This is a genomic window from Streptomyces sp. NPDC000345 (assembly GCF_042898825.1).
Taxonomy (GTDB): Bacteria; Actinomycetota; Actinomycetes; order Streptomycetales; family Streptomycetaceae; genus Streptomyces.
This window is the reverse complement of record NZ_JBIAZE010000001.1, coordinates 986,558-1,002,052: the sequence shown is the minus strand read 5'-3', so window position 1 is coordinate 1,002,052 and position 15,495 is coordinate 986,558. Positions and strand designations below refer to the sequence as shown.

The 15,495-nt window shown below is 68.2% G+C and carries 13 protein-coding genes and 2 rRNA genes (1 of these 15 running past the window's edge); 12 read left to right on the top strand and 3 right to left on the bottom strand.

All coding sequences use genetic code 11. The features are described 5' to 3' along the window. From ACFY30_RS04665 to ACFY30_RS04615, 11 genes are all read left to right on the top strand, one after another. Positions 1-2,473, top strand: a 23S ribosomal RNA gene (locus ACFY30_RS04665); it begins 133 nt to the left of the window's first position. 91 nt (positions 2,474-2,564) lie between these two features. Next, a 5S ribosomal RNA gene (rrf, locus tag ACFY30_RS04660) occupies positions 2,565-2,681 on the top strand. Positions 2,682-2,744: 63 nt separating this feature from the next. Continuing rightward, positions 2,745-3,389: an HAD family hydrolase gene (locus ACFY30_RS04655; protein WP_390843660.1), complete on the top strand. Its 645-nt coding sequence runs from the start codon at positions 2,745-2,747 to the stop codon at positions 3,387-3,389. Between the two features lie 78 nt (positions 3,390-3,467). Then, the gene (locus tag ACFY30_RS04650) at positions 3,468-4,265 is read left to right on the top strand and encodes a VC0807 family protein (protein WP_390843659.1); all 798 of its coding nucleotides are present in this window, start codon (positions 3,468-3,470) and stop codon (positions 4,263-4,265) included. 60 nt (positions 4,266-4,325) lie between these two features. Further along, complete coding sequence (locus ACFY30_RS04645) at positions 4,326-5,567, top strand: MFS transporter (protein ID WP_390843658.1); 1,242 nt, start codon at positions 4,326-4,328, stop codon at positions 5,565-5,567. After that, a complete protein-coding gene (locus tag ACFY30_RS04640; protein ID WP_390843657.1) occupies positions 5,518-6,690 on the top strand; it encodes an acetoin utilization protein AcuC in 1,173 nt (390 codons plus the stop codon). The genes ACFY30_RS04645 and ACFY30_RS04640 overlap by 50 nt, the downstream gene beginning before the upstream one ends. Positions 6,691-7,438: 748 nt before the next feature. Beyond that, positions 7,439-8,263, top strand: a complete 825-nt coding sequence (locus ACFY30_RS04635; protein WP_390843695.1) for a phosphatase — start codon at positions 7,439-7,441, stop codon at positions 8,261-8,263. A 129-nt stretch (positions 8,264-8,392) separates the two neighbouring features. Then, positions 8,393-8,605, top strand: a complete 213-nt coding sequence (locus ACFY30_RS04630; protein WP_004984898.1) for a helix-turn-helix domain-containing protein — start codon at positions 8,393-8,395, stop codon at positions 8,603-8,605. Between the two features lie 168 nt (positions 8,606-8,773). Next, positions 8,774-8,872: a 30S ribosomal protein bS22 gene (locus tag ACFY30_RS04625; RefSeq protein ID WP_003948845.1), complete on the top strand. Its 99-nt coding sequence runs from the start codon at positions 8,774-8,776 to the stop codon at positions 8,870-8,872. Positions 8,873-9,186: 314 nt separating this feature from the next. Then, complete coding sequence (locus ACFY30_RS04620) at positions 9,187-10,260, top strand: NAD-dependent epimerase/dehydratase family protein (protein WP_390843656.1); 1,074 nt, start codon at positions 9,187-9,189, stop codon at positions 10,258-10,260. 14 nt (positions 10,261-10,274) lie between these two features. Continuing rightward, positions 10,275-11,336 carry a lysophospholipid acyltransferase family protein gene (locus ACFY30_RS04615; protein ID WP_390822804.1) on the top strand — a complete coding sequence of 354 codons (1,062 nt, stop codon included), beginning with the start codon at positions 10,275-10,277 and terminating at the stop codon, positions 11,334-11,336. A 77-nt stretch (positions 11,337-11,413) separates the two neighbouring features. On the opposite strand, the gene ACFY30_RS04610 is transcribed toward ACFY30_RS04615, so the two are convergent. The 3 genes from ACFY30_RS04610 to ACFY30_RS04600 form a co-directional block, all read right to left on the bottom strand. Next, on the bottom strand, positions 11,414-12,640 hold the full coding sequence (locus ACFY30_RS04610) for a DUF5667 domain-containing protein (RefSeq protein ID WP_390843655.1): 1,227 nt from the start codon (positions 12,638-12,640) through the stop codon (positions 11,414-11,416). Between the two features lie 246 nt (positions 12,641-12,886). After that, complete coding sequence (locus ACFY30_RS04605; RefSeq protein ID WP_390657917.1) at positions 12,887-13,672, bottom strand: ECF subfamily RNA polymerase sigma factor, BldN family; 786 nt, start codon at positions 13,670-13,672, stop codon at positions 12,887-12,889. A 316-nt stretch (positions 13,673-13,988) separates the two neighbouring features. Then, complete coding sequence (locus ACFY30_RS04600; protein WP_390657918.1) at positions 13,989-14,918, bottom strand: HAD family hydrolase; 930 nt, start codon at positions 14,916-14,918, stop codon at positions 13,989-13,991. A gap of 103 nt (positions 14,919-15,021) precedes the next feature. On the opposite strand from ACFY30_RS04600, the gene ACFY30_RS04595 reads away from it, so the two are divergent. After that, complete coding sequence (locus ACFY30_RS04595) at positions 15,022-15,297, top strand: glutaredoxin family protein (RefSeq protein ID WP_390843654.1); 276 nt, start codon at positions 15,022-15,024, stop codon at positions 15,295-15,297. Positions 15,298-15,495 lie beyond the last annotated feature (198 nt).

The window sequence follows — 15,495 nt, the reverse complement described above, 5'->3', positions numbered from 1 at the left end:
CTCGTGACTGCGTGCCTTTTGAAGAATGAGCCTGCGAGTTTGCGGTGTGTTGCGAGGTTAACCCGTGTGGGGAAGCCGTAGCGAAAGCGAGTCCGAATAGGGCGTTTCAGTAGCACGCTCAAGACCCGAAGCGGAGTGATCTAGCCATGGGCAGGTTGAAGCGGAGGTAAGACTTCGTGGAGGACCGAACCCACCAGGGTTGAAAACCTGGGGGATGACCTGTGGTTAGGGGTGAAAGGCCAATCAAACTCCGTGATAGCTGGTTCTCCCCGAAATGCATTTAGGTGCAGCGTCGTGTGTTTCTTGCCGGAGGTAGAGCACTGGATAGGCGATGGGCCCTACCGGGTTACTGACCTTAGCCAAACTCCGAATGCCGGTAAGTGAGAGCGCGGCAGTGAGACTGTGGGGGATAAGCTCCATGGTCGAGAGGGAAACAGCCCAGAGCATCGACTAAGGCCCCTAAGCGTACGCTAAGTGGGAAAGGATGTGGAGTCGCAGAGACAACCAGGAGGTTGGCTTAGAAGCAGCCACCCTTGAAAGAGTGCGTAATAGCTCACTGGTCTAGTGATTCCGCGCCGACAATGTAGCGGGGCTCAAGCGTACCGCCGAAGTCGTGTCATTGCAGCATGTACTCCCAACGGAGGCTGTGATGGGTAGGGGAGCGTCGTGTGCCGGGTGAAGCCGCGCCGGAAGGCAGTGGTGGACGGTTCACGAGTGAGAATGCAGGCATGAGTAGCGATTCACACGTGAGAAACGTGTGCGCCGATTGACTAAGGGTTCCTGGGTCAAGCTGATCTGCCCAGGGTAAGTCGGGACCTAAGGCGAGGCCGACAGGCGTAGTCGATGGATAACCGGTTGATATTCCGGTACCCGCTGTGAAGCGTCAAACATCGAACCAGGCGATGCTAAGTCCGTGAAGCCGCCCCGGAGCCTTCGGGCAAAGGGGAGTGGTGGAGCCGACGGACCAGACTTGCAGTAGGTGAGTGATGGGGTGACGCAGGAAGGTAGTCCAGCCCGGGCGGTGGTTGTCCCGGGGTAAGGGTGTAGGCCGTGCGATAGGCAAATCCGTCGCACATCAAGGCTGAGACCTGATGCCGAGCCGATTGTGGTGAAGTGGATGATCCTATGCTGTCGAGAAAAGCCTCTAGCGAGTTTCATGGCGGCCCGTACCCTAAACCGACTCAGGTGGTCAGGTAGAGAATACCGAGGCGTTCGGGTGAACTATGGTTAAGGAACTCGGCAAAATGCCCCCGTAACTTCGGGAGAAGGGGGGCCACATCCGGTGAGAGCACTTGCTGCTCGAGCTGGGGGTGGCCGCAGAGACCAGCGAGAAGCGACTGTTTACTAAAAACACAGGTCCGTGCGAAGCCGTAAGGCGATGTATACGGACTGACGCCTGCCCGGTGCTGGAACGTTAAGGGGACCGGTTAGCTCACTTTCGGGTGGGCGAAGCTGAGAACTTAAGCGCCAGTAAACGGCGGTGGTAACTATAACCATCCTAAGGTAGCGAAATTCCTTGTCGGGTAAGTTCCGACCTGCACGAATGGCGTAACGACTTCTCGACTGTCTCAACCATAGGCCCGGTGAAATTGCACTACGAGTAAAGATGCTCGTTTCGCGCAGCAGGACGGAAAGACCCCGGGACCTTTACTACAGTTTGATATTGGTGTTCGGTTCGGCTTGTGTAGGATAGGTGGGAGACTGTGAAGCTTGGACGCCAGTTCAGGTGGAGTCGTCGTTGAAATACCACTCTGGTCGTGCTGGATGTCTAACCTGGGTCCGTGATCCGGATCAGGGACAGTGTCTGATGGGTAGTTTAACTGGGGCGGTTGCCTCCTAAAGAGTAACGGAGGCGCCCAAAGGTTCCCTCAGCCTGGTTGGCAATCAGGTGTTGAGTGTAAGTGCACAAGGGAGCTTGACTGTGAGACCGACGGGTCGAGCAGGGACGAAAGTCGGGACTAGTGATCCGGCGGTGGCTTGTGGAAGCGCCGTCGCTCAACGGATAAAAGGTACCCCGGGGATAACAGGCTGATCTTCCCCAAGAGTCCATATCGACGGGATGGTTTGGCACCTCGATGTCGGCTCGTCGCATCCTGGGGCTGGAGTCGGTCCCAAGGGTTGGGCTGTTCGCCCATTAAAGCGGTACGCGAGCTGGGTTTAGAACGTCGTGAGACAGTTCGGTCCCTATCCGCTGCGCGCGCAGGAATATTGAGAAGGGCTGTCCCTAGTACGAGAGGACCGGGACGGACGAACCTCTGGTGTGCCAGTTGTTCTGCCAAGGGCATGGCTGGTTGGCTACGTTCGGGAGGGATAACCGCTGAAAGCATCTAAGCGGGAAGCCTGCTTCGAGATGAGTATTCCCACCCACTTGATGGGGTAAGGCTCCCAGTAGACGACTGGGTTGATAGGCCGGATCTGGAAGCACGGTAACGTGTGGAGGTGACCGGTACTAATAGGCCGAGGGCTTGTCCTCAGTTGCTCGCGTCCACTGTGTTGGTTCTGAAACCACGAACAGCCCCATGCCCATGGTCACGGGTGTGGTGCGGCTGACAGTTTCATAGTGTTTCGGTGGTCATAGCGTGAGGGAAACGCCCGGTTACATTCCGAACCCGGAAGCTAAGCCTTACAGCGCCGATGGTACTGCAGGGGGGACCCTGTGGGAGAGTAGGACACCGCCGAACAATCATTCCGGGAGACCCCCGCACCGTATGGTGCGGGGGTTTTCTGCGTTTAGGGTTAATTGCATGCGCTACGACCTGGTGATCTTCGACAACGACGGGGTGCTCGTGGACAGCGAGCCCATCTCCAACCGGCTGCTGGCCGCCTATCTCACCGAGTTGGGCCATCCCACCTCCTACGAGGACTCCATACGGGACTACATGGGGTCGGCCATGCACCGCGTGCATGACCTGGTCGAGGCGCGGACGGGGGAGCGGCTGCCGGCCGAGTTCGACGACGTGTTCCACCGGCGGGTGTTCGCGGCCTTCGAGCAGGACCTGGAGGCAGTGGCCGGCGTCGTGGGCGTACTCGAGAAGCTGGCTGCGGACGACGTGCCGTACTGCGTGGCGTCCTCGGGAAGTCATGAGCGGATCCGGGTGGGGCATCGCACGACGGGGCTGGACCGGTGGTTCGACGAGGAGCGCATCTTCAGTTCGCAGGACGTGGGGAGGGGGAAGCCGGCGCCGGATCTGTTCCTGTACGCCGCCGAGCGGATGGGGGTCGCGCCGGGGCGGTGCGTCGTCGTGGAGGACTCCCCGCTGGGCGTGCAGGCCGCCGTCGCGGCCGGGATGGACGTGCTGGGCTTCACGGCCATGACGCCGGCGGACAGGCTCGGCGGTGCGACTCAACTGTTCTCCGACATGGGTGAGTTGGTGGACCTGCTGGCCTGACGGGCCTGACATTTGTCATGCGAAGCTGCTTACGATCGTTTCTACTGGCGGACCCCTGCCGGCGGCGAAGCTTGGGGCATGACGACGAACCAGCACGAGACGCAGCACAACAAGAAGAACGCCTTCGCCCCGCTCGTCGTGGACGTGGCGGTGCCGCTCGGGTCGTACTACGTCTTCAAGGACGCGTTCGGGATGAGCACCTTCGCGGCGCTCGCCTGGAGCAGCGTGGTGCCGGCCGCGCGGACCCTGTGGAGCCTGGTCAGGGAGCGCAGGGCCAACGGGCTCGCCGGGCTCATCCTCGTGGTGAACGTCGTCGGACTGCTGCTGAGCTTCGTGTCCGGTGACCCGCGGTTGATGCTCGCCAAGGACGGCGGGGTCAGCAGCGTGGTCGCGATAGGGATCCTGGTCTCCGTGGCGCTGGGGAAGCCGATGATGACCGCGGGGCTCAAGCCGTTCCTCGTGAAGGGCGACGCGGCCAGGGAGGCCGCCTGGGAGCGGCTGATGTCCGGCCGGGCGAAGGATTCCACGGCCTTTCTGCGGGCCGAGCGGGCCTTCTCCGTCGTGTGGGGTGCGGTGCTGCTCGCGGAGTGCGTCCTGCGGGTCGTGGGGGCGTACACGGTGCCGGTGGACACGATGGTGTGGCTGGGGTCCGTGGTGATGGTGGTGGCGATCGGGGCCGGGCTCGTCGTCAGCGGCGGGCTCGCCGCCGAGCCGATGGGGCGGATGATCTCGGCCGAGGTCGAGGTCGAGGTCGAGGTCGCAGTCGCGGTCGAGGTCGCGGCCGAAGTCGCTCGGGGCAGGACGCTGGACGCCGCGCGGGTGGGGGCCGAGGGGCGGAGCGCGGTCGCTCTGGCCGCCGCCGGACGGCAAAGCTGAGGGAAATTCATCTTTGGCTGGATCTACCCACGAGTACGCCGGGGCCCTACGCTCGCCGCCATGACAGAAGTGCTGCGGCGCGGTAGGGCCTCGTTGGCGTTCAGCTTCTTCGCGCAGGGCGCCGCGTTCGCCCTGCTCGTGACCCGGATTCCGGCGATCCAGGACCGGTACGGCGTCTCGGACGCGCTGCTGCCCGCCTTCCTCGCCGCCGTGCCCGTCCTCGCCGGGCTCGGGAGCGTGACGACCGAGCAGCTGGTGAAGCGGATACCGGCCAGCGGGCTGCTGCGCTGGTCCCAGCCGGTGGTGCTGCTGGCGCTGCTCGGGGTGGGCGCGGGGGACTCGACGGCGCTGCTGGGGCTCGCCCTGGCCGTCTTCGGGCTCGCCGTGGGGGCGCTGGACGCCTCGATGAACATGCTCGGGGTGAGTCTGCAGCGGACGTACGGGCGCAGCATCATGCTGAGCTTCCATGCCGCGTACAGCCTGGGTGGGATCGTGGGCGCCTCGCTGGCGTGGGCGGGGGCGCACTGGCATCTCGCGCTGTGGGTGTCGTATCTGCCCGTGGTGGCGGTGCTGCTGCCGGCGGCGCTGGTGGGGAGCCGGTGGTACGTCGACGGGGAGGGTGCGGGAGGCCGGGAGCGGGACGGCGGCGGATCCGAGGTGGCGGAGAAGCGAGGGGGCGGCGGCGGGCTTGTCTTCAGGATGCTCCTGCCGCTGTGTCTCGTGATGTGCTTCGCCTACATCGGGGACTCGACCGTCTCCAACTGGAGCGCGAAGTATCTGCAGGACGTGCTGGGGAGTTCGGAGCAGTTGGCGACGGTGCCGTACAACGTGTACATGGTGACCACGCTGGTCGGGCGGACCATCGGGGATCACGGGGTGCGGCGGTTCGGGGCCGCGGCGGTGGTGCGGCTGGGGGCGCTGGTGGCGGCGGTGGGGTTCGCGGTGGTGGCGGCGGCGCCGGGCGCCTGGGCGGGGATGGGTGGGTTCACTCTGGTGGGGCTGGGGCTGTGCGTGCTGGTGCCGCAGACCTTCGCCGCGGCGGGGCGGTTGTTTCCGGGTGACTCGGACGCGGCCATCGCTCGGCTCAACGTCTTCAACTACGTCGGGTTCCTGGTGGGGTCGCCGTTGGTGGGGGCGTTGGGGGACGCGTGGAGCTATCGGGGGGCGATGGTGGTGCCGATGGTGTTGGTGCTGGTGACGTTGGTGTACGCCAGGTCGTTCGCCGCTCAACCGGACCGATACGGTGGCGGGCATGAGCGGCCGCGCACAGCTGATGTGGGACGAGGCAGTAACGGGCTATGACTTCGGTCCGGAGCATCCGATGGATCCGGTCCGGCTGGAGCTGACCCGGAGGCTGGTGGGTGCCCTGGGACTCGACCGGGAGGTGGAGGTCGTAGGGGCCAAGCCGGCCGGGGAGTCGACGTTGCGGCTCGTGCACCGGGAGGACTACGTCGAGGCCGTGAAGGCGGCTTCGGCGGATCCGGCGGCGGCGGACGCGGGGTACGGGCTGGGGACCATGGACGATCCCGCGTTCGTGGGGATGCACGAGGTGTCGTCGGTCATCGCCGGGTTGTCCGTGGGGGCCGCGGAGGCGGTGTGGCGGGGGGACGCGCTGCACGCGGTGAACTTCGCGGGTGGGCTGCATCATGCGATGCCCGGGGGTGCGTCGGGGTTCTGCATCTACAACGACGCGTCGTTGGCGATTGCCCGGCTGCTGGAGCTGGGGGCCGAGCGGGTCGCCTATGTGGATGTGGACGTGCATCACGGGGACGGGGTGCAGGCCGCGTTCTGGGAGGACCCGCGGGTGCTGACGATCTCGTTGCACGAGCATCCTCGTACGTTGTTCCCGCAGACGGGGTGGCCGGAGGAGACCGGGGCGGGGGCGGGGGAGGGGGCGTCGGTGAACGTGGCGCTGCCGGCGGGGACCGGGGACGCGGGGTGGCTGCGGGCGTTCCACGCCGTGGTGCCGGAGCTGATCGCTGATTTCCGGCCGGATGTGCTGGTGACCCAGCATGGGGCCGATACGCATTTCGAGGATCCGCTGGCTCATCTCGCGGTGTCGTTGGATGCGCAGCGGGCGGTGCAGGTGGCGTGTCACGACCTGGCGCACGAGTACGCCGGGGGGAAGTGGATCGCGTTGGGTGGGGGTGGATACGCGGTGGTGGATGTGGTGCCGCGGTCCTGGGCGCATCTGGTGGGGATCGTGGCGGGGAAGGCGGTGGCGCCGGAGACGGTGATTCCGGAGAGCTGGCGGCAGGATGTGTTCGCTCGGACGCGGCAGTTGGCGCCGGTGCGGATGACGGATGGGCGGTGGCCGGTGGAGTGGGCCGGGTGGGAGGCGGGGTACGACCCTGCGGATCGGCTGGATCAGGCTGTGCTGGCTACTCGGCGGGCGGTGTTTCCGTTGCGGGGGTTGTTGGCGTAGGTGGGGGTTTTTCCCACCCGCCCGCCCGACTCGGTTACTTGAGGAGTGACCCTCGTTCGGGGCTCCGCCCCGGGCCCCGGCGGGGCTTCGCCCCCGCACCCCAGCGGGGACTGCGTCCCCTGCACCCCGGCGGGGACTGCGTCCCCTGCACCCCTGGCGGGGTTTGCCCACCCGCCCGCCCGTCTCGGTTGGTTGAGGAGTGACCCTCGTTCGGGGCTCCGCCCCGGGCCCCGGCGGGGCTTCGCCCCCGCACCCCCGCGGGGACTGCGTCCCCTGCACCCCGGCGGGGACTGCGTCCCCTACACCCTGGCGGGTTTTCCCACCCCACCGACCCACCGACCCGCCCGTCTCGGTTGCTGAGGAGTGGCCCTCGTTCGGGGCTCCGCCCCGCACCCCTCGCGGGGACTGCGCCCCCCGCACCCCAGTGGGGCTCCGCCCCGCACCCCAGTGGGGCTCCGCCCCGCACCCCAGTGGGGCTCCGCCCCGCACCCCGGCGGGGACTGCGCCCCCCGCACCCCAGTGGGGCTCCGCCCCGCACCCCGGCGGGGACTGCGCCCCCCGCACCCCAGTGGGGCTCCGCCCCGCACCCCAGCGGGGACTGCGTCCCCTGCACCCCTCGCGGGGACTGCGCCCCCCGCACCCCGGCGGGGGGCTCCGCCCCCGCACCCCTCTCGGGGCTCCGCCCCCTTACGCCAACCGTGCGCACTTCCGTCGTTCCCGGGGCCGGGGGGTTCGGGGGTGGGTCAGGATCGGGGGTGTGGTGAGTGATGGTGGGATCGGGGCTTATCTCGTGGGGGCGGGGTTGGCGGGGGTGGTGGGGACTTCTCGGGAGGTGAGTCTGCGGAGGTATCGGGCGTTCGCTGCTCGGGATCCTCGGGTTTTGATCGGGATTGATCCCGAAGGGGTCTGGGGGGAGCGGGAGTTGGTGGCGTTGATGGCCGATAGATGTGGGGTTTCGGCCGATCCTCGGTGTGTTTCCGGGCAGGATGTGATTGATCCCGGGCGGACCGTCGCCGCGCTCGATGCCTTTGCCGAGCGGGTGGGGGCGGTTGCCCAGCGTGGCGGGGCGGTGTTGTTCGGGACCGGGCATCCGCAGCGGCTCCTCGGGTTCTACGCCGGGCTTGCGGACGCTTTGTCGGCGGTGGGATGTACTGTCCTCACCCTCGCGCAGGGTCGCTGTGTCGACATAACGACCCGGTTCGGTCTACGCACGGCCGGTCTCGACTACGTACGGGGGGTCGGGGTCGTCCGGGAGGGGGCCGGTGAGCGCGCCGGTTGTGCGACCCCCCTGCACAGTCACTCGCCGCTGCCGGTTCGGGTGGCGCTGGGGGCGGCCGCCGAGGAGGGCCGGCCGCTGCCGGATCTTGTGATCGGCGATCATGGCTGGGTCTGCGGGGCAGGTCAGCTGGGGTTCGAGGCCATCGGGCTGGCCGACACCGACGACCCCGCGGTGTTCGTGGGCGAGGCCGAGGGGGCCGTGTCCGTCGCCGTTCCACTTGATGACGGCGTGCGGTCCGATTACTACCTGCCGCTGACCCGCTACGTACTCAATCGAGCGTGTCTGTCACAGTAGGCCTGCGATGGGTGCACCTCTTCCCCACTCGCATCACCCGCCCCTACATTGGGGAGTGAGCACGCAACGACGAAGAGTCACCGGAAGGGGAAGCCGGTGGCCGTCGAGTGCGGAAGGTTCAGGTGTGTCATGGCTGCAGCTGGCGAAAGGCCTCTGAACGAGGTTCAGTTCCTTACCGTGGCGGAAGTCGCCTCGGTGATGCGAGTGTCGAAGATGACCGTGTACCGCCTGGTGCACAGCGGTCATCTGCCCGCGATCCGGGTGGGGCGGTCCTTCCGCGTCCCCGAGCAAGCGGTGCACGAGTACCTCCGCGAGAGTTATGTGGGGGTGGAAACCGCCTGACACGGCGATGACGGAGGGGTTCGGCAACAGCGTCACAGGGCACCTCGGAACCCCTCCGGAGCCCTCGATTACGACCTCGGCGCTCGGGGCGGGTAGGCTGGCCCCTCGTAGGTCGTATGGGCCCATGGCGCCCAAACACCGAGTGATGAGAAGTGAGCGAGGGTAGTCGTGGGCTCTGTTATCAAGAAGCGGCGCAAGCGGATGGCCAAGAAGAAGCACCGCAAGCTGCTCAAGCGCACGCGCGTTCAGCGTCGTAACAAGAAGTAAGGCCAGTCCTTACGGGAAGCGGGGACGCGTCCCCGCTTCGCTCGACGTGAGCCGCGGAAGCGTGGTGTGGCCCCCCAGCCGGTTCTGCCGGCGGGGGGCCACACGCATGTCCGGGCGGCGTGCGGTGGGCTGAATTCCGCGCGTATGTCTGGACGAGCGCCCGGCTGATCTGGTCGTATGACCGATCTCCGCCGTCACGTCGGGCATCGGGTGGTCATCACAGCGCAACATCGACCCGATAGGTTGGCCCGCAGACGGGGAACGCGGCAGGGTACGAGCAGTGCATCAGTGCGGACGAGAGGAAGGCGCTGGTCTTGGGGAAGGTCGTGCTCGTGACCGGAGTGGCCCGTCAGCTGGGGGGCCGGTTCGTCCGACGGATTCTGCGTGACCCGGACGTCGAGCGCGTCGTCGGGGTGGACGCCGTACGGCCCGAGCACCATCTGGGCGGTGCCGAGTTCGTCCAGGCCGACATCCGCCAGCCCACCATCGCGCGCGTGCTGGCGGAGACCGGCGCCGACACGGTCGTACACCTGGACGTGACGGGTACCGCGCTGGCCAGCGGCAGCCGGACCATGGTCAAGGAGACCAACGTCATCGGGACCATGCAGCTGCTCGGCGCCTGTCAGAAGTCGCCCAGTGTGAAGCGGCTGGTCGTCAAGTCCTCCACCAACGTGTACGGGTCCGCGCCTCGCGATCCCGCCGTCTTCACCGAGACCACCGCCGCCAAGTCGCTGCCGAGCGGCGGCTTCGCCAAGGACACCGTCGAGGTCGAGGGATACGTGCGGGGATTCGCCCGGCGACGGCCCGACGTCGCCGTGTGCGTGCTGCGGTTCGCGAACATCCTCGGGCCCACCGCGGAGACCCCGCTCGCCTCGTACTTCGCGCTGCCCGTGCTGCCCACCGTGCTCGGGTACGACCCCCGGCTGCAGTTCGTGCACGAGGACGACGTGATCGAGGTGCTGCGGATCGCCTCGCACGAGCCGGAGCGGGGCACGCTCAACAGCGGCACCTTCAACATCGCCGGGGACGGTGTGCTGCTGCTGTCGCAGTGCTCGCGGCGGCTCGGACGGCCCACCGTGCCGCTGCTGCTGCCGGCCGTCACCTGGGCGGGGTCGCTGGTGCGGACGCTGGGGATGACGGACTTCTCGCCCGAGCAGATCCGGCTGCTGACCCATGGGCGGGTCGTGTCGACGACGCAGATGCGGGAGACGCTCGGGTTCACCCCGAAGTACACGACCGCCGAGGCGTTCGCGGACTTCGCGCGCAGCCAGCGGCCGGGGCTGCTGCCGCCGGAGGCCGTCGCGGAGGCCGTCGACCGGATCGCCGCGCTGCCCCTCGCCCGGAGCGGCCCCTTCGCGGCCCACCCCCCGACGCCGAGCGCCAACTGAGGAGCGCATCAACGATGGCGGACGCCAAGGTCATTCCGTTCGACGACGACCGGACCCGCGGGAGCGCCGCAGCGCGGTCGCCGCGGCGACGGAGCGGGGGGAGCCGGCGCAACAACGGCGAGCCCGCGCCGGTCCGTGAGATCGGCGAGGCGGGTGAGATCGGCGAGGTCCAGCCCCTGCCCACCAGGGCGATCGGGCAGGATGATGTTCCTGTGACCACGGATGCGCGGGACGAGGGGGGCCTGGAGCGGCGTATCGCGGGCGGGCTGTCCTTCCTGCGCCGCCGGCTCACGGGTGACTACGAGGTCGACGACTTCGGCTACGACGAGGAGCTCACCGACCAGGTCCTGATGTCGCTGCTGCGGCCGGTGTACGAGAAGTACTTCCGGGTCGAGGTGAAGGGCGTCGAGAACATCCCGGCCGAGGGCGGGGCGCTGATCGTCGCGAACCACTCCGGGACGCTGCCGCTGGACGGCCTGATGATGCAGGTCGCCGTGCACGACCACCATCCCGCGGGCCGTCATCTGCGGTTGCTCGCCGCCGACCTGGTCTTCGTGCTGCCGGTCGTGAACGAGCTGGCGCGCAAGCTCGGGCACACCCTCGCCTGCGCGGAGGACGCCGAACGGCTGCTCGGGGCGGGGGAACTGGTCGGGGTGATGCCGGAGGGCTTCAAGGGCATCGGGAAGCCCTTCAGCGAGCGCTACAAGCTCCAGCGGTTCGGCCGGGGCGGCTTCGTCTCCACGGCGCTGCGCCGGGGCGCCCCGATCGTTCCCTGCTCGATCGTCGGGGCGGAGGAGATCTATCCGATGATCGGCAACGCGAAGACGCTCGCCCGGGTGCTCGGCTTCCCGTACTTCCCGTTGACGCCGACCTTTCCCTGGCTGGGTCCGCTGGGGGCGATCCCGCTGCCGACCAAGTGGACGATCCAGTTCGGCGAGCCGATCCCGACGGACAGCTATCCGCCGGAGGCGGCGGAGGACCCGATGCTGATGTTCAACCTCACGGACCAGGTCCGCGAGCAGATCCAGCACACCCTCTACAAGCTGCTGGTGCAGCGGCGCTCGGTGTTCTTCTGACCCGGGCGGCAGGGGTTCGGGTACGGCGATGGGGGCGCCCCTCCTGAGAGGGGCGCCCCCATCGCCGTACCGCTGTGTCAGTCCGCTTCCTCGCTGTCGATGCCCAGGCCGGGCAGGAGGCCGGGGAGGAGGGGCGGGATGGTGACGTCGGGGTCGGTGGGCGGGGAGCTGGTGGAGGGGGACGTGGTGCCGGTGCCCTCCGGCTGGTCCAGGAGACCGCCCGTGCTGCCGCCCAGGAGGCCGTCGTCCGTGCTGCCGGAGCCGGACGACCTGCTGGGGCTGCTGCCCGTGCCGCCGCTCTGGGAGGGGTCGTCGGCGCTGGGGGGCGTCGGGTGGCCCGGTCCCGTCGAGGCGCCCGGGGAGGACGGGCCGGAGCCCTGTCTGCCGCTGCCGCCCTGGGCGGGGGGCCTGGGGAGCAGGGACTGCAGCGGGGCGACCTCTTCGTCTATGGCGTCGAAGACCGAGGAGACCTGCCGGCTCACGTCGCCCAGCTGGACGGGGAGCTTCTCGCGCAGGGCGCCCCAGGCGTCGCGGTGCGAGCGGGAGAAGGCTTCCAGGGCCTGGATCGGGCCCAGGGAGTCCGGGTCGCGCTCGTACGCCTCGTGCAGCAGGCGGTGGCCCTCGGAGGCGTCGTGCTGCACGCCGCTCAGCGCGCGGCGGATCTCGCCCAGGGACTCGTGGTCGAGATGGCCGCCGCGGCCGCGCTCCATGAGGCGGCGGGCCTCGCTGAGCCGGGTGGACGCCTGGTCGAGGTACGTCCGCCCGCGGTCGTCGTCGCCCTCGGCCAGGTAGTTGAGCTTGAAGTCCTCGATGCCGCGCTTGAGCCCGTAGAGCCCGTCACCGGGGAGGGCGTCGGAACTCGCGGCCGCTACTCCGCCGAAGGCCCCCGCTGCGACGCTCACGCTCAGGCCGCCCGCGGTGAGGCCCTTCGCGAGCCGGCCGCGGGGCCGGAGCTTTCCCAGGGGACCTGCCCGGTGTGTCCCTCTGGCCCGGTGGGATCGCTGCTCCGGTACCGGAGTGTCCGCTGCCTCGCCTCCCGCGGTGCCCGCCTGCAGCATGGCCTCCATCGCGGCCACCAACTGGGCCCGCTGGACGACCTTGACCTCGGGATCGAGCTCCGGTTTGGGCAGCTCGGCGAGACTCGTCGCGAGGGCCAGGAGATGGCCCTGCTCGGTCTGGTCCGCAGCGGCCGGTGCCGGCGGTGATCCTTCGGTCTGCTCGGCCGCCGTGTCCTGGTCGGACTGCTCCTCCAGGGCCTGGGCGAAGGCGTTCGCCCGCCGGTGCGCCGATACGTTCGCGATCACTGGCGGCACCTCCTCTCGTCATGACGGTCGACTCCCCGGGGGTCTCGAGGGTTGCACGTCCCGTTCCGCTTTCCCCCGATCGAGTGATCGGGGTGAATCGGGACGTGACCACAGGGAGCCTGTATCCCGCTCAACGACGGGCGCGGCACTTGGGTTACGGACGGAGGATGATCGGATCGGGAAGGCAACGGACTTTCACTGACCGTGAGTTGGGGATTGCCGACAGTCGTGCGGGGACCGGGTGGGTCAGCGGGCGTCGTCCGGGAGGAGGCGGGCCAGGGTGCGGACGGCGCGGTACTGGAGGGTCTTGATCGCCCCCTCGTTCTTGCCCATCACCCGTGCGGTCTCGGCGACGGACAGGCCCTGAAGGAAGCGGAGGGTCACGCACTCCTGCTGCTGGGGGTTGAGCCGGCGTACGGCGTCCAGCAGCGCGGCGTTGGAGAGGGACTCCAGGACGGAGTCCTCGGGGGAGCGCTCGACCTCGTTGGCGTCGAGCATCTCGCCGGTGGTGACCTCGAGGCGGAAGCGGCTCGACTTGAAGTGGTCGGCGACCAGGTTGCGGGCGATGGTGACGAGCCAGGCGCCGAAGTCGCGGCCCTGCCAGGTGAAGGTGCCGATGCGCCGCAGGGCGCGCAGGAACGTCTCACTGGTGAGGTCCTCGGCGGTCGCCTTGCCGCCCACGCGGTAGTAGATGTAGCGGTAGACGGTGTCGCTGTACTGGTCGTACAGCCGCCCGAAGGCGTCGGCCTCGCCGGCCTGCGCGCGCTCGACGAGGTCCATCATCCGGGCGCTGTCGCTGTCGGCGGCCGGCCGGCGGGCCGCGGTGGTGGCGCCGCCGGACGAGCGTCCCCTTCTGCCGACCGCGGCGCTGCCTTCCGCCAGTGCGTAGCACGGGCCCGCCGGAGCGGGGGTGGCGAAGGCGGGGACGGCGTACGCGGTGGGGACGAAGCCGCGCAACAGGTACTGGACCGTAGCGACCGTTGCGCGCAGCGTAGCCAGGCCCGAGGTGTCAACCCCGACGTGTGGGTACACGGGACTCCCAGAGGCAGAGCTTCCATCACGTGCAGTGCGGGACCTTTCACCCGTCGTAGCGACAGGGGGGTACCGGATTGCGTCTGAGGAGAATAACGCTTCGTGCAGGCGCTGCTACACCGAGTTGCTCAAAACTTCGATTACGTCGCGTCTGTGCCCGATTGACGCCCGATCAAGTTGCGCAGAGTGAGCGATTGTTGATCGGAAAGGTTCGAGTTTCCGGTCGGTCCGGGGCGTGTTGTGGCTGTGCGCGGACAACGACGAATAAAGGACGGCCGTAAGGGGTACGACCGTCCTTTGTGCGTGGGTTGACAGGTCACCTGCGCCGGCGATGCAGGGCGATGGCCGCGGCCGTGCCGCCCGCCACCGCGCCGACCCCCGCCGCGGCCGGGATGCCCACCTTCGCCGCCTTGCGGCCCGTGCGGTAGTCGCGCAGACGCCAGTCGAGGCTCGCGGCGTGCTTGCGCAGCTTGCTGTCGGGGTTGATGGCGTAGGGGTGGCCGACGAGGGAGAGCATCGGGATGTCGTTGTGGGAGTCGCTGTAGGCGGCGCAGCGGGAGAGGTCCAGGCCCTCCGCGGCGGCCAGGGCGCGCACCGCCTCCGCCTTGGCGGGCCCGTGCAGCGGCTCGCCGACGAGCTTGCCCGTGTAGACGCCGTCGACGGACTCCGCGACCGTGCCGAGCGCGCCGGTCAGGCCGAGGCGGCGGGCGATCACCTGGGCGATCTCCACCGGGGCGGCTGTGACCAACCACACCTTCTGGCCCGCGTCCAGGTGGGCCTGGGCGAGGGCCCGGGTGCCCGGCCAGATGCGCTCGGCCATGTACTCGTCGTAGATCTCCTCGCCGATCGACTGCAGCTCGGCGACGCGATGGCCCTTCACGATGGACAGCGCCGAGTCGCGGGCGTCCTGCATGTGTTCGGGGTCCTCGAGGCCGGCCATCCGGAACCACGCCTGCTGCCAGGCGAACCGGACCAGGTCGCGGGTCTCGAAGAATTTGCGTTTGTACAGGCCACGGCCGAAGTGGAACAGGGAGGCGCCCTGCATCACGGTGTTGTCCAGGTCGAAGAAGGCGGCGGCCAGCGCGTCGCCGTGCACCGGGAACTGCGGTTCGGCTCCTATGTCCGCAGCCGTGTGCTGATCTTCCTGTGTGGACTTGCGGGCGGCCTCAGCCGAGGCTTCGCCAGCCAACACGCTCCGCGCCGTGGCGGAGCGCCTACGGGGGGTGAGCCATCCGAGAGCGGCCATGGCGTGAGCATAGCCATTTTGTTCGGTGGTTCCGGAGCGGTGAGGTTCGGACGGTGTGAACTCTCCACGACCTCACCGTTGAAGAGGCGCGAGAATGGCCCGTATGAGTCCCCTCTTTCGACGGAAGGGGCCGGCCCCGCAGGACCGGCTCGTCACGCTCATCGGGAAACCCGACTGCCATCTGTGCGAGGACGCCGAGGCGGTCGTCGCGAAGGTCTGCGATGAACTCGGCGTGCCCTGGGAGCAGAAGGACATCACCCGGGACAGCGAGCTCCACGACGCGTACTGGGAGCAGATCCCCGTCGTCCTGGTGGACGGCAGGCAGCACACCTTCTGGCGGGTGGACGAGGAGCGCCTCCGCAAGGAACTGACCGGCTAGTACAAGACACGCCGGGTGTCGCTTAGGATCGATGGCGGTTTGGTCTCGGGGGGCGGGATTCACGAGGAGTGTGTCGGTTTTGCCCCCAGGGACGACCCCCGGAACGACGCGCGTGACCCCGGTCACGTTGGCCGGGCAAATCGGACACCATCTTTGTGCACGCGTTCACAAAGACATAGCCTGCTGTCGACGGGGCGG